The organism is Comamonas sp. JNW (assembly GCF_003105075.1).
Classification (GTDB): domain Bacteria; phylum Pseudomonadota; class Gammaproteobacteria; order Burkholderiales; family Burkholderiaceae_C; genus Comamonas; species Comamonas squillarum.
Genome location: NZ_QETI01000004.1, coordinates 196,384 through 213,434, shown reverse-complemented (window position 1 = coordinate 213,434; position 17,051 = coordinate 196,384). Strand labels below are relative to the sequence as shown.

Sequence of the window (17,051 nt, the reverse complement as noted above, 5' to 3'; positions counted from 1 at the left end):
GCCCCAATCACTGATTTGCTAAATGAAAATCAATAGCGTCATTAATAGCGCCATCAAACATCAATGAACCGCGCTGCAACACAATTCCTCTGTCACAGAGATTTTTCAAGGCACTCACATCATGTGATGCCAGTACCAATATCTCCGCTTGCGCAATCAGCTGTGAAATACGGCTTTTTGCCTTGGCCATGAAATTTGCATCACCGGCACCAATCACTTCATCAAGTAACAATATATCCCCACCGATCGCAGTAGAGACAGCGAAAGCCAAGCGCACTTGCATACCCGCTGAATAGGTTTTGATTGGGTAATCAATGAACTCACCCAATCCAGCAAATTCCACGATTTCCTCTTCTTTGGAACGCATGAACTTGGGAGACATACCTAACAATAGGCCTCGATAGAGTATGTTTTCTCTTCCTGTGGCATCCGGTTCAAAGCCAAGGCTCAGATCAAACAAGGATCTAATCTCTCCAGTCACATTCAAGTTGCCGCTAGAAATTGGATAAAGTCCTGCAATAGTTTTTAGCAAGGTACTCTTTCCCGCACCATTATGGCCGAGCAAGCCTACGCGTTCCCCTTGTTTGATGGACAAAGAGAGATTCCGCAGTGCATGCACATCCGCGACCTTAGATTTAAAGGTACGGGTTTTTACCAGACGTGTAATGGTAGCCTGAAGGGAATGATCTTTAAAAGCGGAGGATGCATAGTGAAGATTCACCGCATCCAGCTTGATGCCGGGGTTTGTCATATGTAAAAAATCACTTGCTTTTCAGCACGCCTGCCCACAATCCAGGCAGCACATAAAAATACGAAAGCGGTGCCCAATGAAAAAGCATAATTTTCTACTGTGGGCCATTGGCCTGTCAGCAAAGGGGCGCGGAAAATTTGCAGCAAATGGTATATGGGATTGTAATCAACCAAGAAGCTAAGGCCACCTTGCCTAAATATTTTCTCTTCAAAATACACAGGGGATACAAACCACAAAGCCTGCATTACCAAACCAGCAGCATGCGGAATATCTCGAAACCGGGCACCTGAGTAAGCTAACAACGTTGAAGCTGGCCACAATATGCAAGCCAAGATTGGAAAAATAGTCAGCGTTGCCAACCATGACCATCCGAAATTTTTCGAAAGAACAATTGCAGACCATCCATACAGAGAAGTACTGGCAAGGGCCAGTACAATCAAACTGGTCAGTACCGTTCTTAATGTATAGATCGCCAGGGGATGACGATACTGCTTGATATACGCATCTGCCTGAACAAATGACAATGATCCCCCAACCACGCAGGCCATGATGCATTCCCACACGATAATTCCGGAAAGGATATATGGTGCATAAGCATAGATATTCGAATTGAACATCTTGCTGAATACCAGTGCTATCAATGCCGTCATACCCAAGGGTTGCAGAATCGACCACAATATCCCGAAGAATGATCTGCGCCATCTTGAGCGTAGATCTGACAACGATAAATGCGTCCAAAAATAACGTGCTTTCCAAACGCCGGTCAAATAGTTGATCACGCTCGCCTTCCCCTGTCAATCTTAGAAATTACAATACTCAATCAAAAAAACCTCGAATTGACTTAGTGACCAAACTCACATCTTCGCGCTTCAGGCCGGGATAACTAGGCAAGTTGATTCCTCGTGCGCCGATGGATTCAGCGATGGGGTAATGACCGTCAGCAGCACAATGTGGCATGGTATGCGCAGGAAAGAATAAGGGCCGCGTCTCGATTCCCTCATTTTTTAGTTTACTGCGCAAATCCGATCGATTTTCTGCATCATCGACAGCAATCGAGCACATCCAAAATGAATGAACAGTATCCGGCTGCTCATCATGCGTCTTAAGTGGCAACCCTTCCAGATCCTGTCTGTACCATTCCGCAATACAGCGTTTTTTCTCCAGGATCTCTGGCGCATTTTCTAGCTGTGCCAAGCCGATGGCTGCACAAATATTGGTCATGCGGTAGTTATAGGCGACGCGATCATGCCAATACTCTCTAGTCGGAGAGACGCCTTGGTTTTTCAAGTGGTAAGCTTTTTCCAAGATGTCTTTATTTTTGGCAACCACCATACCACCTTCTCCAGTAGTAATGGTTTTATTACCAAAAAAGCTAAAAGTGGCAATGTCCCCAAAAGTGCCGGCGTGCTGACCCTTGTAGCTACTACCAAATGCTTCTGCACAATCTTCGACCAAAAATATCTGATGTTCTTTGCAAATAGCTACCAAAGGATCCATATCGCAAGGCAGGCCGTAAAGATGCACGGCCATCACAGCTTTGGTCTTAGGAGAAATTTTGCGCTTGACATCTTCCGGGTCAATTTGCCAGGTGCTCTCCAGCGAATCGACAAACACAGGCGTAGCACCTGTTTGCAAAATGGTATTAACTGACGCAATGTACGTCAACGTAGGGACAATGACCTCGTCACCAGGACCAATACCCAAAGCCTCTAACGCCAAGTGAATAGCAACGGTTCCATTACTGACAGTCGTTGCATGCTCTACACCGATGAAATCTGCAAAACCACGCTCAAATCTATTGATGAATTCACCCTTGGATGAGATCCACGTCGAATCAAGACACTGGTTAACATACTCTTTCTCACGACCTGAGAAATAAGGCTGATAAACGGGGATCATGTTGACTCTTTACTCGTGGTGATTGAAATATTTAAAGCCATGCTGCTTTACAAGCTCGTCACGCTGTGCTTCTTTAAGGTCTTCACGCATCATTTCTGCAACCAACTCGGCAAAGCTTGTCCGTGGCGTCCAACCCAGTTTGTTTTTTGCTTTGGATGGATCACCGAGGAGCGTTTCGACCTCAGCAGGGCGGAAATAGCGCGGATCAACAGCAACAATGCACTTTCCAGTGGCAACGTCGTAGCCCTTCTCCTCAATGTCATTGCCTTCCCAGCGGATCTCAATACCAATCTCTTTCGCTGCCAGCTCGACAAACTCTCGCACAGAGTGCTGCTCGCCGGTCGCAATAACAAAGTCTTCAGGCTTATCTTGCTGAAGCATCAACCATTGCATCTCGACATAGTCACGTGCATGGCCCCAATCGCGCAGAGCGTTCATGTTTCCCAGGTAAAGACAATCTTGCAGGTTGAGCTTGATGCGAGCTAGTGCACGGGTAATCTTTCGCGTGACGAATGTCTCTCCGCGAATCGGAGATTCATGGTTGAACAAAATCCCATTACACGCGTAAATGCCATAGGCTTCACGATAATTGACCGTGATCCAATATGCATACATTTTCGCTACCGCATACGGCGAGCGAGGATAAAATGGAGTTGTTTCTTTCTGTGGAATCTCTTGCACAAGCCCATATAGTTCCGAAGTAGATGCCTGATAAAAGCGCGCAGTTTTCTCCAGTCCGGCAATTCGAATGGCCTCTAGGATACGCAATGTACCCAGCGCATCAGAATTAGCGGTATATTCAGGTTCTTCGAAGGATACGGCCACATGGCTCTGTGCTGCCAGATTATATATTTCATCTGGCTTGACCTGTTGAATGATGCGAATGAGGCTAGATGAATCAGTCAAATCCCCATAATGCAGAGTCAGGTCGTAGCCTTTTTTATGCGGATCATGGTACAGATGATCAATACGATCAGTATTAAACAATGAAGCTCGGCGTCGGATTCCATGCACCTCATAGCCCTTGGCCAGTAGGAATTCAGCCAAATAAGCTCCATCTTGCCCAGTGATACCGGTGATCAACGCAATTTTCTTACTCATAAAACTCTCAATTAAAATATTATATTAATAAAAGGACAGTGTAAATATCTTCATTACCGAAGAGTTCTCACCATTTATTTGGTTCGCCCATAGGTATCTTCAAACCGAACAATATCGTCCTCACCCAGATAGCTGCCTGACTGCACCTCGATGATCTCAAGCGGCAACTTGCCCGGGTTGGCCAAACGGTGGACATGGCCCAGCGGGATAAAGGTGGACTCGTTCTCACCCAGCAAGAACGTCTGATCGCCATTGGTCACTTCGGCCGTACCCTTGACCACAATCCAGTGCTCGGCACGGTGGTGGTGCATCTGCAAACTCAGTTGGCCGCCGGGATTGACGACGATGCGCTTGACCTGGAAGCGGCTGCCGCTGTCGATGCTGTCGTACCAACCCCAGGGGCGGTGCACCTTGCGGTGGGCCGAGGCCATGCTGCGGTTCTGGGCCTTGAGGGCGGCCACCACTTTCTTCACATCCTGGGTACGCGATTTGTCGGCCACCAGCACGGCATCGGCGGTCTCCACCACTACGACATTGTCCAGGCCCACTGCAGCGATCAAGCGGCTTTCAGAGAACAGCAGGCTGTTGTTGGTGTCGATGGCCAGGGTCTCGCCACTGCCGGCATTGCCTTGTTCATCGCGCGGCAGCACATCCCAAAGGGCATCCCAAGCACCCAAATCGGACCAGCCGGCATCGAGCGGTACCACGCGTGCAGGCACGCCCAGTTCGGGGCGCACCGGCAGCTTTTCCATCACCGCGTAGTCGATAGAGTCTGCGGGGCAGGCGCCAAACAGTTCGGCATGGGGGCGGATAAAGTCCATATCCCGGCTGCTCTGCGCCATGGCTTGCTCGCAGGCCTGCAGCATCGCGGGTTGCAGGGCGGCCATGGCCTTGAGCCACTGGTCAGCACGCACCATGAACAAACCGCTGTTCCACAGGTACTGGCCGCTGCGCAGGTACTGCTCAGCCAGTTCCAGCGTTGGCTTCTCGGCAAAGCTCTCAATGCCAAAAGCACCATTGCTGTCTGCAGCGCCCTTTTGGATATAGCCATAACCCGTCTCGGGGCGGTTGGCCACAATGCCAAAAGTCACCATCGCGCCTTCGCTGGCCAGCGGCCAAGCCGCTTCTACGGCACGGTGCAATTGCTCAGGGCGCGTCATCACATGGTCGGCCGGCATGGCCAGCAATACCGCATCGGCGTCTGCAGCCAAGGCGGCCAAGGTCAGCGCGGGGGCGGTGTTTCTACCAGCGGGCTCCAGCACCAGCTTGGCATTGGCAATACCTTGCTCCTGCAATTGCTGCGCGGCCAAAAAGCGGTGGTCGGCATTGCAGACCAGCACAGGGCTGGTTTGCGTAATGCCGGGGTGGACGCCATTCAAGCGCAGCGCCGTGTTCTGCAGCATCGACTGGCCGTCGCCTCCCAGGCTCAAAAACTGCTTGGGATAGTGCTCGCGTGACAAGGGCCACAGGCGGGTTCCACTGCCACCACACAGAATGACAGGCGTTAGTTTTGGCATTCGAATCAATCTCGGTAAATAGGAGTTGCAGCAGCGTCTCAGCGCTTGTCGTTGGCCGCTTGCTGGTTTTTGAGCTGCAGCAGCGCCAGGCTTTGGTTCAGGCGCCGAACCTGCCGCTCGATACGGGTATTGACCATATCCGCATGCAGGGCCTTGATAAACAGCACGCCGACTGCACAGACCAGCAGCAAGGTGGGGGAGTAACGAATCCCCAGCTCGTCGGCAAAGTGGTCCAGCAGGCGCGGCCATACCCCCAGCAATACGGCCAGCAAGGCAACAGCCATCCAGAACAGGCCCAGGCGCAAATACAGCCGGTCGCCGCGGATCAGAAACAAAATCACCGCAGCAAAAAGCACACCCAGAACGGTGGTCGTAATTTGATAATTGGCCATTCCAACCTTGATGCACAGGGACATAACGACGGCCTGGATAAGACGCAAGCGGCGCGTGTCCCATGGTGGCGTCTTTACTGCCTGACACAGAAAATTCTTTTACCCTGCTCAAATCGCTTATTTGAACAGCCGCATGATTCTACTGTGCAGGGACGCCAGGGATTGCAGCCAAATGTCACTGCCTGGCGGGAGTTCGTCCTCTGAATGCCCTGGTTGCGCTGCTCCTGAACTGCCGACCACGGCCAACTACCGCATAAAACCCCAGTACCCGCGATAGCGGCCAATCCATGCCACACTCCCCGCCTATGTCTAGTTCCGAATGGGCCCGCAGCGCTGTTTCCGCCTTCGATCGCATGGTCAATGTCGAGGGTGGCTTTCGCTCGCGCCCCGGCCAGCGGCTGATGGCGGAGAAAGTGGCAGAGACTTTTGCAGCTGCCCAGCTGGGCAAGCTCGAAGAGGACGAAGAGCCGCAGCGCGCCATTGCGGTGATCCAGGCGGGCACGGGGGTGGGCAAGTCGCTGGCCTATGCGGTGCCGGCGATTGCGATGGCGCTGCAGCGTGGCACCCGGGTGCTGATCTCGACGGCCACCGTGGCGCTGCAGGAGCAGCTGGTGAACAAGGATTTACCGGCGCTGGCCCAGCAGATGGACCAGCCCTTCAAATACGCGCTGGCCAAGGGCCGGGGCCGCTATGTCTGCAAGCTCAAGCTCGAGCGCCTGGCCAGTGTGGCCCAGGGCGATGGTACGGAGGGCGGCGAGCCCATCGACGACGATTTCTTTCCCGAAGAAGCGGCGCAGGCACGCCAGTCGCAGCGCAGCCCGCAAGAAAACGCCGCGCGCCTGCAGTTCTACACCAGCATGGCCGATGCGCTGACCACCCGGGGCTGGGATGGCGACCGCGACAGCCTGGACACGCCGCCCGAGCCCGAGGTCTGGAGCCCGGTCGCGGCCGAAGGCAGCTCCTGCACCGGAAAGCACTGCCCGGTGTTTGGCAGCTGCAGCTACTACGAAAAACGCAAGGACTTGGTCCAGGCCCAGGTGCTGGTGGCCAACCATGATCTGCTGCTGTCCACCCTGGGGGCGCGCCTGCTGCCCGAGCTGGACAACTGCCTGCTGATCCTGGACGAGGCCCACCACCTGCCCGCCACTGCGCTGTCGCAGTTCGCCTGCGAGATGAACCTGAGCCAGCTCACCTGGATCGACAAGCTCGCCAGCCGCGCCCAGCGCGTGGGCGCCTTGGTGGAGGTCAGCGAGATTGCCGACATCCCGCGCCACTCGGGCCAGTTGCGCCAGCATCTGCAAGATTGCGCAAGGCTGTTGATGGATGAATACGGCGAGGGCATGCGCCAGCAGCTGCAGTCGGGCGGCCGGGGCCCGGCCCGCGTGCGCCTGCCCCGGGGCGAGCTGCCGCCCGCGCTGGTCGAGCCGCTGGCCCAGGCCGCGCACCATGCCAGCGCATTTCTGGATGTGCTGCAAGCGATCTCCAAGGCCCTGCGCTCGCAGATGCGCGACCGGCCCGACGAAGCCAAGCGCCTGTCCACCTTGTATGCCCAGGTGGGCAGCCTGGCCCCGCGCCTGGAGGCCGTGCATGACACCACCCAGCTGCTGCTGCAGGATGCGCCCCAGGGCAGCGTGCCGGCCGCCAAGTGGTTCACTCTGGATGTCGTGGGCGATTTTGTTGCGATAAAAGCCTATGCGAGCCCGGTGATTCCGGGCTCCACCTTGCGCCACCACCTCTGGAGCCAGGTGCGCGGCGCAGTGCTCACCTCGGCCACGCTCACCAGCGGTGGGCAGTTCGATTTCTTCTTGCGCGAATCGGGCCTGTACAACGACGCGGCCGTCTCGACCTTGGAGGTCGCCAGCCCCTTCAACTATGCCGAGCAAGGCAGTCTGATCGTCACCGAGACCCAGGCTGACCCGCGCACGCCCCAGCAGTTTGCCAACGAGATGGTCGATGCGCTGCTCGAAGACCTGGCCCAGGTGCAATCGGGCGGCCTGGTGCTGTTCACCTCGCGCGAGCAGATGCGCCTGGCCGTTGACGCACTGCCCACCGCGATGCGCCAGCATGTGCTGGTGCAAAACACCTTGCCACGCAGCCAGCTGCTGCACCAGCACCGCGAGCGCGTGGCCGCTGGCCTGCCCAGCATCATCTTTGGCATGCAAAGCTTTGGCGAAGGGCTGGACCTGCCCGGCGCGCTGTGCGAATCGCTGTTCATCACCAAGCTGCCCTTTGCGCCGCCCGATGACCCGGTCGACGAGGCCCGCGCCGAATGGCTGAAGAACTCGGGCCGCGACCCTTTCAGCGAGATTGTGGTGCCCGCCACCGCCATTCGCCTGGCCCAGTGGGTCGGGCGCGCGATCCGCACCGAGGTGGACCAGGCCCATGTCTACTGCTACGACAAGCGCCTGGTGCGCACCGGCTATGGCCAGCGGCTGCTGGCCAGCTTGCCGCCTTTTACGCTGCAGCGCCGCACGGCCAGCGCTGCTTAGAGTCGCTAAAACGACCCAGCAAACCGAAGGTTTGCGGTTGAGACTAGGCGTCCCCGACTAGGCGCCGAGCTGCAGGCAGTACAGTAGTACGACAAGGCTCGGTAACGACGTATCAAGGGTTGTGTTACCGACTCTTAGTCCTTGGTGGGCGCCTCGCCCGGACTGCGCAGGTGCACGCCTTCGAGCGAAGGAGCCACCAGCGGCGGCAGCGGCGAGGCCACCGGCGCCCCAAAGCCTTCACCGTTTTGCCAGTCGCGCAAAAAGCCCTCGATCTCTTGCTGGCTCTGGCCAACAAAGTTCCACCAGATCATCACGCCGCCTTCATAGGGCGTGCCGCCCAGCAAGATGCAGCGGCTGCCGGCGCCGCATTGCAGATCCAGGCTGGTTTGGCCATCGGGCAGGTAGACCAGTTCATTGCTGGGGGCCGCCTCGCCATTGACCTGCACTTCGCCGTAGAGGCAGAGCACCGCGTATTCAAAATCGGGCCGCAACGCGAGGCTGGCGCTGCTGGCCTGCGCCGCTTCCATATCGACTGCTACCAGCGGGCTGTGCACCTCGGTGGGTGCCTGCTGGCCCAGCCAGTCTCCCGCCAGCACCGTCATCTGGATGCCCTGATCCTGCAGCCGGGGCAGCTGCGGGTAGTGCTGAAAACGCGGGGGCATAAAGCGCTGGTCCTTGGGCAGCGCAATCCACAGCTGCACCGCATGAAAGTCCGGCTTACCCAGGCTCTCTTCCGAATGCGCAATGCCCTTGCCAGCGGTCATCAGGTTGACCTGGCCGGGGCGGATCGGCTGCTCGCTGCCCAGGCTGTCGCGGTGCAGGATCTCGCCCTCGATCATCCAGGTGAAGGTCTGCAAACAGGTGTGGGGGTGTGGGCCCACCTGCATGCCGGGCCCGCTCTCAAAGTGCGAAGGACCCGCATGGTCCAGAAAACACCAGGCGCCCACCATGCGCCGTCCGCGCTGGGGCAGCGCGCGCAGCACCGGCACACCGCCCACATCCGCAACCCGCCCGGGGTAATGCCGCAAGGCCTTGTTATCGTTACTCATATTCCATCTCCTTCATCGGGGGCGGGTGCGCTTGCGCGAAGGCGCGCACATTCCGCCGAAACAGACCTACACATCACTGCCTTGCAGGTATGGTACAAACAAGTGGTGCGGAAGTGATGACCAGAGAGGGCGTCACTGCCACATATTCCAACGTGTTAGCGCCCGGCAGCAGCTGGCGCGACGACAGGCTCCCAGGGATTCGCTCTGGCAGCCGGTGCAACTCTCAGATTTGCCAGGTCGTGCTGGCGGCTTCCATGACTCCGGCTTGGCAACGCATGATGCCAGGCTGGAATTCGGTGCCCCCTCATTGAAAGGAGACAACCAATGACGACTCAACACTCCCACAACTACCCCGAGAACTTCAAGGCTCGCGTGGTAGGCATTGTTCAGCACCGCATCGGGGACGGTCAGCTCGAAACCATCCCAAGCCCCATGGAAGTCGATGTATCAACGGCCATCGCCAGCTTTGTGCTGTCCTGGACCATCGAAGGCCAACCCGTGACCGTGTCGCTGGCCAAGCCCGACTTTGACTACCATATCGACCACAACAATATCGTTGTGCAATAACGCGCCGTCAATCGCGCTCCAAAGCAAGCCTTCAGGGCCTGCTTTGACTCTCCGGGTGTCCGGCCAGCCTTCATGAGGCGTTAATACAGCCCAACAAACCGAAGGTTTGCGGTTGAGACTAGGCGTCCCCGACTAGGCGTCCCCGACTAGGCGTCCCCGACTAGGCGTCAAGCCGCAGGCAGTACAGACGTACGACAAGGCTTGGCGCGGCCGGCCAGGCAACGACGTATCAAGGGCTGTACTAGCGTCTCTCAAGCCAGCGCCGTGACCACCCGCACCTCCCCCACCAACAACTTGTGCACCGGGCAGGCTTCTGCAATCTGCTGGAGGCGGCTGCGCTGCTCGTCGCTCAGATCGCCTTCGAGCTGAATGCGGCGCACGATGTCGTTGCCCGCTGCGGCGCCGCCATCGGGGTTCAGCGCCAGATCCACCTTCACCCCCGTCAGTGGCCAGGCCTTGCGCTGTGCATACATCTGCACCGTAATCGTCGTACAGGCACCCAGGGCCGACAGCAGCAGCTGCATGGGGCTGGGGGCCGTATCGCCACCGCCCACGGCCTGGGGCTCATCGCCATGCCATGCATGGCCTTGGGGGTTGTGCAAATCCACGCGGTAGTTGCTGGTCGTGCTCTGTGCCTGGGCTTGTGCCTGCTGCGCCATATCAGTAGATCTCCTCAAATTGATCAGGCAATATAGGTGTTTCTGCCAGACGGCGCTTGCAAACGGGCACAAAAAAACCAGCACGGTTGCCGGTGCTGGTTTTCTGGGTAGGGTGTGCCGTGCGCCGGGCCTGCGCCCGGGCCGCCCACCGCGCTTACTTGGCGGTGACGACGCGCACCATCTCCAGGCACTTGTTCGAGTAACCCCACTCGTTGTCGTACCAGGAGACGACCTTCACAAAGGTCTTGTCCAGGGCAATACCGGCTTCGGCATCGAACACCGAGGTGCAGGTCTCGCCACGGAAGTCAGTGGCCACGACCTTGTCTTCGGTGTAGCCCAGCACGCCCTTGAGCGCGCCTTGCGACTGGGCCTTCATCTCGGCGCAGATCTCTTCGTAGGTCGCTTCGCTGTTCAGCTCCACGGTCAGGTCGACCACGGACACGTCCGACGTAGGCACGCGGAAGGACATGCCGGTCAGCTTCTTGTTCAGCTCAGGAATCACCACGCCCACGGCCTTGGCAGCGCCCGTGCTCGATGGGATGATGTTTTCCAGAATGCCACGGCCGCCGCGCCAGTCCTTGTTCGAGGGGCCGTCCACGGTCTTTTGCGTGGCAGTGGCTGCGTGCACGGTGGTCATCAGGCCGCGCTTGATGCCCCACTTGTCGTTGAGCACCTTGGCCACAGGGGCCAGGCAGTTGGTGGTGCACGATGCGTTGGAGATGATGGCTTGACCGGCATAGGTCTTGCAGTTCACGCCAAACACGAACATGGGGGTGTCGTCCTTCGAGGGGGCCGACAGAATCACCTTCTTGGCGCCCGCATCGATGTGCTTTTGTGCCGTTTCCTTGGTCAGGAACAGGCCGGTCGATTCGATCACCACATCGGCGCCGACTTCGTCCCACTTCAGGTTGGCAGGGTCGCGCTCTTGCGTCAGGCGGATCTTCTTGCCGTTGACGATCAGGGTGTTGCCTTCGACGGCAATCGTGCCCTGGAAACGGCCGTGCACGCTGTCGTACTGCAGCATGTAGGCCAGGTAGTCAGGCTCGAGCAGGTCGTTGATCGCAACGATTTCGATATCGGAAAAATTCTGCACTGCAGAGCGCAGCACATTGCGGCCGATACGGCCAAAGCCGTTGATGCCTACCTTGATTGCCATAGTGATCTCCAAGTAATGAAATGCCGCATGCCCGCCGGCCTGGGCCACGCTCGCTGCCGCTGGCGCCACTTGCCGGATAGGCCAGACCTGCCAAACCGCAGCCATGGGCACGCTACAGAGAGCGGGCCGGGAAGGTGCGAGGAGGGGCGGTCTGATTTTGCCGCGTATTGTAGAGAACACTGGCTGGGCCCTGGAATAGTGGGCCATTGCCAGCCCCCAGCCAGCTATCGCCGGCGTGACTACCGGCACGCAACGGCCGTTGGCGGCCCTGGCCCCCAGGCTGTGCAACAATCCTTGCCAGCACGGGGGCCCTCCCGGCATCCTTTCAACAGCCTGCAGCAACACTGCCCCAGATGGTGGGCCGCCTCACAAACGCCATGAGTCTGTCGCTCCCCTCTTCGCCTTCCAGCCTGCGCACGGCAGTCGTCATTCCCTGCTACAAGGTGACGCGCCATATCCTGGCGGTGATTGCCGAGATCGGCCCCGAGGTCGATGGCATCTACATCGTCGACGACTGCTGCCCCGATGGCAGTGGCCGCTTTGTGCAGGAACACTGCCCCGACGCGCGCGTGCGGGTGCTGTTCAACGAGCTCAACCTGGGCGTGGGCGGCGCCGTGATGGCGGGCTACCGCGCAGCGATTGCAGACGGCTATGGCGTGCTGGTCAAGATCGATGGCGACGGGCAGATGGACCCGACCCTGGTGCCCCGCTTTGTAGCCCCCATTGCCAGCGGCCGCGCCGATTACACCAAGGGCAACCGGTTTTTCAACCTGGAGAAGATCGCCCGCATGCCGCGCATCCGCATCTTTGGCAATGCGGTGCTGTCGTTCATGACCAAGTTCTCGTCGGGCTACTGGAGCAGCTTTGACCCCACCAATGGCTTTACCGCCATTGCCGCCAGTACGGCCGCGCAGCTGCCGCTGCACAAGATCAGCCAGCGCTATTTTTTCGAGACCGACATGCTGTTCCGGCTGAACACGGTGCGCGCGGTGGTTCTGGACATCCCCATCGATTCGCGCTACGAGGACGAGGTCAGCAACCTCAAGATCCACAAGGTGCTGACCGAGTTCATGAGCGGCCATCTGCGCAACTTCTGCAAGCGCATTTTCTACAACTACTACCTGCGCGGCATGTCCGTGGCTTCGCTGGAGCTGCCGCTGGGCCTGCTGCTCATCACCTGGGGCACCGTGTTTGGCCTGTTCCACTGGGTCCAGTCCATCGTCTCCAATGTCGCCACCACCGCGGGCACCGTCATGGTCAGCGCGCTGCCCATCATCCTGGGCGTGCAACTGGTGCTGGCCTTTATCGCGTTCGATGTGGCGTCCGAGCCCACGCAATCGCACCGCCACGACGGCGAAGGCCTGGGCCGATAAGCACTGCCCTGCCTGCCACGGCGATCACCCAGCAACAGGCATAAAAAACGCAGGGTGCAGGCCCTGCGGCCCGCATCCCTGCGTTATTGGTTGCTGAGGCGGTGCGCGTTTAACGCTTTTGCAGCGCCACTTGCACCGTGTTGGCCACGTTGTCGGCGGTAAAGCCAAAGTGCTCGAACAGCACGCCAGCGGGGGCCGATTCGCCATAGGAGTCAATACCCACTACGGCCGCGCAGCCGTACTTCCACCAGAAGTCGGTCACACCCATCTCGACGGCCACGCGTGGCAGGCCAGCGGGCAACACGCTGCGCTTGTAGGCCACGTCTTCGCGGTCGAAGGTGGTCGTGCTGGGCATCGAGACCACGCGCACAGCAATCTTGCGCTCGGCCAGAAGGCGCTGGGCCTTCAAGGCCAGCTGCACTTCCGAGCCGGTGGCGATGATCACGGCTTGCGCCTTCTTGTTCAGGCCGATGTCCGAAGGCTCGGACAGCACATAGGCGCCGCGGCTGATGTTGCCGATCGCGTCGCCATTCTTGGGCGCATAAGGCAGGTTCTGGCGCGACAGCAGCAGCGCGGTGGGCTTGTTGCGGTTGGTCAGCGCCACGCTCCAGGCCACGGTGGTCTCAGCCGTATCGGCCGGGCGCCACACATCCAGGTTGGGGATCAGGCGCAGGCTGGCGGCGTGCTCGATCGACTGGTGGGTGGGGCCGTCTTCGCCCAGACCGATGGAGTCATGGGTAAACACATGCACCACGCGGCGCTTCATCAGCGCAGCCATGCGGATGGCATTGCGGCTGTAGTCGCTGAAGGTCAGGAAGGTGCCACCGTAGGGGATGAAGCCGCCATGCAGCGCCACGCCATTCATGATGGCGGCCATGCCGAACTCGCGCACACCGTAGTTGATGTGTCGGCCGATCTTGCCGTCTTCGGTCTTGACCACGGCGCCGCTGTCGTCCACGCGGAAAGCGGGTGTCGACTTGGTGTTGGTCAGGTTGGAGCCGGTCAGGTCGGCCGAGCCGCCCAGCAGCTCAGGCATGGCAGCGGTGAAGGCTTCCAGCGCCAGCTGGCTGGCCTTGCGGCTGGCCACGGTCTCGCCCTGGGTGTGGGCCTGGGCCACGGCTTCCACGGCCACTTGGGCAAACTGCTTGGGCAGGTCGCCGGCCATGCGGCGCTTCAGTTCTGCGGCCAGCTCAGGGAAGGCCTTGGCATATTCGGCAAACTGCGCATCCCAGGTGGATTCGGCCTTGGCGCCAAAGGTCTTGTGGTCCCAGGCTTCGTAGACATCGGCCGGGATCTCGAACGGGGCCGAGCTCCAGCCCAGCGCGGCGCGGGTCAGGCCGATTTCTTCAGCGCCCAATGGCTCGCCGTGGGCCTTGCTGGTGTCCTGGCGGTTGGGGCTGCCCTTGCCGATGGAGGTCTTGCAGATGATGAACGTGGGCTTGTCTGCCACCTTCTTGGCCTTGGCAATCGCGTCGCTCACGGCCTTGGGGTCGTGGCCGTCGATCGGGCCGATGACGTTCCAGCCGTAGGCTTCAAAACGCTGGGCGCTGTTGTCCACAAACCAGGGCTGCACCTTGCCGTCGATCGAGATGCCGTTGTCGTCGTACAGCGCGATCAGCTTGTTGAGCTTCCAGGCGCCAGCCAGCGCGCAGGCTTCGTGGCTGATGCCTTCCATCAGGCAGCCATCGCCCAGGAACACATAGGTGTGGTGGTCCACCACATCGTGGCCGGGGCGGTTGAACTCAGCGGCCAGCAGCTTTTCTGCCAGCGCAAAGCCCACGGCATTGGTCACGCCCTGGCCCAGCGGGCCGGTGGTCGTCTCCACACCGGGGGTGATGTCCACTTCGGGGTGGCCCGGGGTCTTGCTGTGCAGCTGGCGGAAGTTTTTCAGCTCGCTGATCGGCAGGTCGTAGCCGGTCAGGTGCAGCAACGCGTAAATCAGCATCGAGCCGTGGCCGTTCGACAGGATGAAACGGTCGCGGTTGATCCACTGAGGATTGAGCGGGTTGTGCTTGAGGTGCTTGCTCCACAAGGCCACTGCCATATCGGCCATGCCCATTGGCGCACCGGGGTGGCCGGAATTGGCTTGTTGAACGGCATCCATTGCGAGTGCGCGGATCGCATTCGCCATATTCTGATTGTTGACCATGGGAGTGGAGGAAGAAAAAAGCGACAAAGGCCGCATTTTAGCGGGCTGCCGTCTCACGCGTCCGGCATGGCAGTCTTGGCCTACGGCGGCGCAGGGCCACCGCCTACCCCAAGGGCTTGGGCAAACACTGACAATACGCAAGCTATCGCCAATAAAATTCTATTAATATAATTTATACCGACTATCGTTTGTCAGCTACCGCTTGAAAGGATTGACCATGCAACGCACCCTCTCCACCACCGCTCTGGCCTTGACGCTCGCCCTGGCATCGCTGAGTGGCAGCGCCCTGGCCAGCACCGCCGACAAGATCGCTGCCGTGCAAGCGGCCCGCTTCGACCTGGCCCAAGCCATCCAGAGCGCGCAGAGCCAGCATGGCCTCAAGGTGCTCAAGGCCGAGATCGATACCAAGAAAAAGCAGCCCATCTACGAAGTCAGCGGCATCAACGCCCAGGGCCGTGAAATCAAGCTCAAGTTCAGCGCGCTGGACGCCGCCAAGGTCATGGAAAACAAGGACGATGGCGCCGCCGAGAAAAAGGACACCGACCGCCTGGCTGCCGCCAAGATCGGCATCAACGACGCCATTGCCACCGCCTTGAAGCACACCCCCGGCAAGGCCATTGACGTGGACCTGGACGACCACCTGGGCGTGCTGACCTATGACGTCAAGATCCTCAACGCGGCCAATACCGAGGTGGAAGTGCGCGTCAACGCCGTTGAAGGCAATATCCACCAGTAAGCGGCTTTAAAAGCAAGATACCAAGGCCAGCCCCATGCTGGCCTTTTTTGCGTCCGGGGTTTGGACTCAGACCAAAGCTTGCGCCATGTACTGCGCATCCTCGCCATAGCTCAGCAAGGCCTCACGCTCCTGTGCCGACCAGGGCAGCAGCGCTGCATAGCCTTTGCGCTGCCAATACGGCTGCGAGCCCATCACCGACACCAGCGCCGAGTAACGCAGCCCATCGGCCTGCGCTTGTTGCAGCATCGCCTGCAGCAGCGCGGAGGCCAGGCCCTCGCCGGCCCGCTCGGGCGCGACGGCCATGTCATGCAGGTACAGCGTGTCGGCTGCCGATGCACAGGCAAAGCCGCCATGCAGCGGTGTTACCTTGCCCAACACGGAGCGGTAGGCCGCCAGATAGGCCAGCACCTGGCCTTGCTGCACGGCCACCAGCGAGCACTGCACAGGGCTGGCCAGCCGCGCTGCATACAGCGCGGCACTCTCCATAAAGTCCGCGCCATAGCAGGCCAGCTGCACCTGCATCAGGCCATCGAGGTGCTGCGCGGTCAGGGGTTCAAGGGACCAAAGGGGCTGGTCGTTGGAATGAAAACGCATCGGCCCATTGTCGGCGATGCGGCAGCCATCACATCAGGCCAAGGGCGCCAGTGGCTGGGCGGTCGATGCTGGCACCGCCGTGCACGCCGCGTTCATCACCATCGACAGCAGGCTGTAATAGCCATTGATGCCGATCAGGTCCATCACGCCCTGGTCGCCCAACAGCTGCTGGGCCCGGGTCCAGGTGGCATCGCTCACCTGGCGCTGCTGGTGCAGCTCGATGCAGAAGTCATGCACAACGGCCTCATCCTCAGGCATCGCATCGGGGCGGCGGCCTTGGGCCACGGCGTCCACAGTGGCCTGGCTCAGGCCTTCGCGCAGCGCAATGGGCGCATGGATGGCCCATTCCACCTGCTGCGTCCACTGGCGGGCCGTGACCAGGATGGCCAGCTCGGTCAGGCGCAGGCCGATGGCGCTGCGGTAGCGCAGGTACTCGCCCAGGCGCTGGGTGTGGTCCATCAGCTCGGGGCTGCGCAGCAAAGGCACAAAGGGCGATATCAGCGCGCCGCGCGGGCCATCGATGATGGGCTGGGCATAGCGGCGCTGCTCTTCGCTCCAGGTCTCGGGGGGCAAGGGCGGCATGCGGTCCTGGAAGGGCGTCATCGGGCAGGTTCTTTCA

Annotated in this window: 16 protein-coding genes; 4 read left to right on the top strand and 12 right to left on the bottom strand. The window is 59.4% G+C overall.

Annotation, left to right across the window (positions count from 1 at the left end; translation table 11 throughout):
- Positions 1–7: 7 nt before the first annotated feature.
- The 6 genes from DCO45_RS08465 to DCO45_RS08440 form a co-directional block, all read right to left on the bottom strand.
- On the bottom strand, positions 8–751 hold the full coding sequence (locus DCO45_RS08465; RefSeq protein WP_116925429.1) for an ABC transporter ATP-binding protein: 744 nt from the start codon (positions 749–751) through the stop codon (positions 8–10).
- The gene (locus DCO45_RS08460) at positions 748–1,530 is read right to left on the bottom strand and encodes an ABC transporter permease (RefSeq protein ID WP_116925428.1); all 783 of its coding nucleotides are present in this window, start codon (positions 1,528–1,530) and stop codon (positions 748–750) included. The genes DCO45_RS08465 and DCO45_RS08460 overlap by 4 nt, the downstream gene beginning before the upstream one ends.
- 37 nt (positions 1,531–1,567) lie before the next feature.
- Positions 1,568–2,650 (bottom strand): DegT/DnrJ/EryC1/StrS family aminotransferase, encoded by a 1,083-nt coding sequence (locus tag DCO45_RS08455; RefSeq protein ID WP_116925427.1) that lies wholly within the window; start codon positions 2,648–2,650, stop codon positions 1,568–1,570.
- 9 nt (positions 2,651–2,659) lie between these two features.
- Entirely contained in the window at positions 2,660–3,751 is a 1,092-nt protein-coding gene (gene gmd / locus DCO45_RS08450; protein WP_116925426.1) for a GDP-mannose 4,6-dehydratase, read from the bottom strand.
- A 74-nt stretch (positions 3,752–3,825) separates the two neighbouring features.
- Complete coding sequence (locus tag DCO45_RS08445) at positions 3,826–5,268, bottom strand: mannose-1-phosphate guanylyltransferase/mannose-6-phosphate isomerase (protein ID WP_116925425.1); 1,443 nt, start codon at positions 5,266–5,268, stop codon at positions 3,826–3,828.
- 38 nt (positions 5,269–5,306) lie between these two features.
- Positions 5,307–5,660 carry a DUF2304 domain-containing protein gene (locus DCO45_RS08440; RefSeq protein WP_021026198.1) on the bottom strand — a complete coding sequence of 118 codons (354 nt, stop codon included), beginning with the start codon at positions 5,658–5,660 and terminating at the stop codon, positions 5,307–5,309.
- Between the two features lie 305 nt (positions 5,661–5,965).
- Here DCO45_RS08440 and dinG point away from each other — a divergent pair, with 305 nt between their 5' ends.
- Positions 5,966–8,149, top strand: a complete 2,184-nt coding sequence (dinG, locus tag DCO45_RS08435) for an ATP-dependent DNA helicase DinG (protein WP_116925424.1) — start codon at positions 5,966–5,968, stop codon at positions 8,147–8,149.
- 134 nt (positions 8,150–8,283) lie between these two features.
- On the opposite strand, the gene DCO45_RS08430 is transcribed toward dinG, so the two are convergent.
- Positions 8,284–9,198, bottom strand: coding sequence for a pirin family protein (locus tag DCO45_RS08430; protein ID WP_116925423.1), 915 nt, complete (start codon positions 9,196–9,198; stop codon positions 8,284–8,286).
- Between the two features lie 324 nt (positions 9,199–9,522).
- Here DCO45_RS08430 and DCO45_RS08425 point away from each other — a divergent pair, with 324 nt between their 5' ends.
- On the top strand, positions 9,523–9,765 hold the full coding sequence (locus DCO45_RS08425) for a hypothetical protein (RefSeq protein WP_021026201.1): 243 nt from the start codon (positions 9,523–9,525) through the stop codon (positions 9,763–9,765).
- 251 nt (positions 9,766–10,016) lie between these two features.
- On the opposite strand, the gene DCO45_RS08420 is transcribed toward DCO45_RS08425, so the two are convergent.
- Together DCO45_RS08420 and gap are read right to left on the bottom strand one after the other, a co-directional pair.
- Entirely contained in the window at positions 10,017–10,424 is a 408-nt protein-coding gene (locus DCO45_RS08420; RefSeq protein WP_116925422.1) for an OsmC family protein, read from the bottom strand.
- A 154-nt stretch (positions 10,425–10,578) separates the two neighbouring features.
- Positions 10,579–11,580, bottom strand: a complete 1,002-nt coding sequence (gap, locus tag DCO45_RS08415; RefSeq protein WP_021026203.1) for a type I glyceraldehyde-3-phosphate dehydrogenase — start codon at positions 11,578–11,580, stop codon at positions 10,579–10,581.
- A gap of 377 nt (positions 11,581–11,957) precedes the next feature.
- On the opposite strand from gap, the gene DCO45_RS08410 reads away from it, so the two are divergent.
- Positions 11,958–12,953: a glycosyltransferase family 2 protein gene (locus DCO45_RS08410; protein WP_116925523.1), complete on the top strand. Its 996-nt coding sequence runs from the start codon at positions 11,958–11,960 to the stop codon at positions 12,951–12,953.
- Between the two features lie 109 nt (positions 12,954–13,062).
- Here DCO45_RS08410 and tkt read toward each other — a convergent pair whose 3' ends face one another.
- A complete protein-coding gene (gene tkt / locus DCO45_RS08405) occupies positions 13,063–15,102 on the bottom strand; it encodes a transketolase (RefSeq protein ID WP_116925421.1) in 2,040 nt (679 codons plus the stop codon).
- Positions 15,103–15,319: 217 nt separating this feature from the next.
- On the opposite strand from tkt, the gene DCO45_RS08400 reads away from it, so the two are divergent.
- Complete coding sequence (locus tag DCO45_RS08400; RefSeq protein ID WP_116925420.1) at positions 15,320–15,838, top strand: PepSY domain-containing protein; 519 nt, start codon at positions 15,320–15,322, stop codon at positions 15,836–15,838.
- Between the two features lie 66 nt (positions 15,839–15,904).
- Here the strand turns inward: DCO45_RS08400 and DCO45_RS08395 are convergent, their stop codons facing one another.
- Entirely contained in the window at positions 15,905–16,432 is a 528-nt protein-coding gene (locus DCO45_RS08395) for a GNAT family N-acetyltransferase (RefSeq protein WP_116925419.1), read from the bottom strand.
- A 33-nt stretch (positions 16,433–16,465) separates the two neighbouring features.
- A complete protein-coding gene (locus DCO45_RS08390) occupies positions 16,466–17,035 on the bottom strand; it encodes a carboxymuconolactone decarboxylase family protein (protein ID WP_116925418.1) in 570 nt (189 codons plus the stop codon).
- Positions 17,036–17,051: the final 16 nt, after the last annotated feature.

Coding starts and splice junctions, on each gene's coding strand:
- DCO45_RS08455 (WP_116925427.1), bottom strand. CDS start 2,650: ATGATCCCCGTTTATCAGCCTTATTTCTCAGGTCGTGAGAAAGAGTAT.
- gmd (WP_116925426.1), bottom strand. CDS start 3,751: ATGAGTAAGAAAATTGCGTTGATCACCGGTATCACTGGGCAAGATGGA.
- DCO45_RS08390 (WP_116925418.1), bottom strand. CDS start 17,035: ATGACGCCCTTCCAGGACCGCATGCCGCCCTTGCCCCCCGAGACCTGG.
- DCO45_RS08440 (WP_021026198.1), bottom strand. CDS start 5,660: ATGGCCAATTATCAAATTACGACCACCGTTCTGGGTGTGCTTTTTGCT.
- DCO45_RS08420 (WP_116925422.1), bottom strand. CDS start 10,424: ATGGCGCAGCAGGCACAAGCCCAGGCACAGAGCACGACCAGCAACTAC.
- DCO45_RS08425 (WP_021026201.1), top strand. CDS start 9,523: ATGACGACTCAACACTCCCACAACTACCCCGAGAACTTCAAGGCTCGC.
- gap (WP_021026203.1), bottom strand. CDS start 11,580: ATGGCAATCAAGGTAGGCATCAACGGCTTTGGCCGTATCGGCCGCAAT.
- DCO45_RS08430 (WP_116925423.1), bottom strand. CDS start 9,198: ATGAGTAACGATAACAAGGCCTTGCGGCATTACCCCGGGCGGGTTGCG.
- DCO45_RS08445 (WP_116925425.1), bottom strand. CDS start 5,268: ATGCCAAAACTAACGCCTGTCATTCTGTGTGGTGGCAGTGGAACCCGC.
- DCO45_RS08395 (WP_116925419.1), bottom strand. CDS start 16,432: ATGCGTTTTCATTCCAACGACCAGCCCCTTTGGTCCCTTGAACCCCTG.
- dinG (WP_116925424.1), top strand. CDS start 5,966: ATGTCTAGTTCCGAATGGGCCCGCAGCGCTGTTTCCGCCTTCGATCGC.
- DCO45_RS08410 (WP_116925523.1), top strand. CDS start 11,958: ATGAGTCTGTCGCTCCCCTCTTCGCCTTCCAGCCTGCGCACGGCAGTC.
- tkt (WP_116925421.1), bottom strand. CDS start 15,102: ATGGTCAACAATCAGAATATGGCGAATGCGATCCGCGCACTCGCAATG.
- DCO45_RS08400 (WP_116925420.1), top strand. CDS start 15,320: ATGCAACGCACCCTCTCCACCACCGCTCTGGCCTTGACGCTCGCCCTG.
- DCO45_RS08465 (WP_116925429.1), bottom strand. CDS start 751: ATGACAAACCCCGGCATCAAGCTGGATGCGGTGAATCTTCACTATGCA.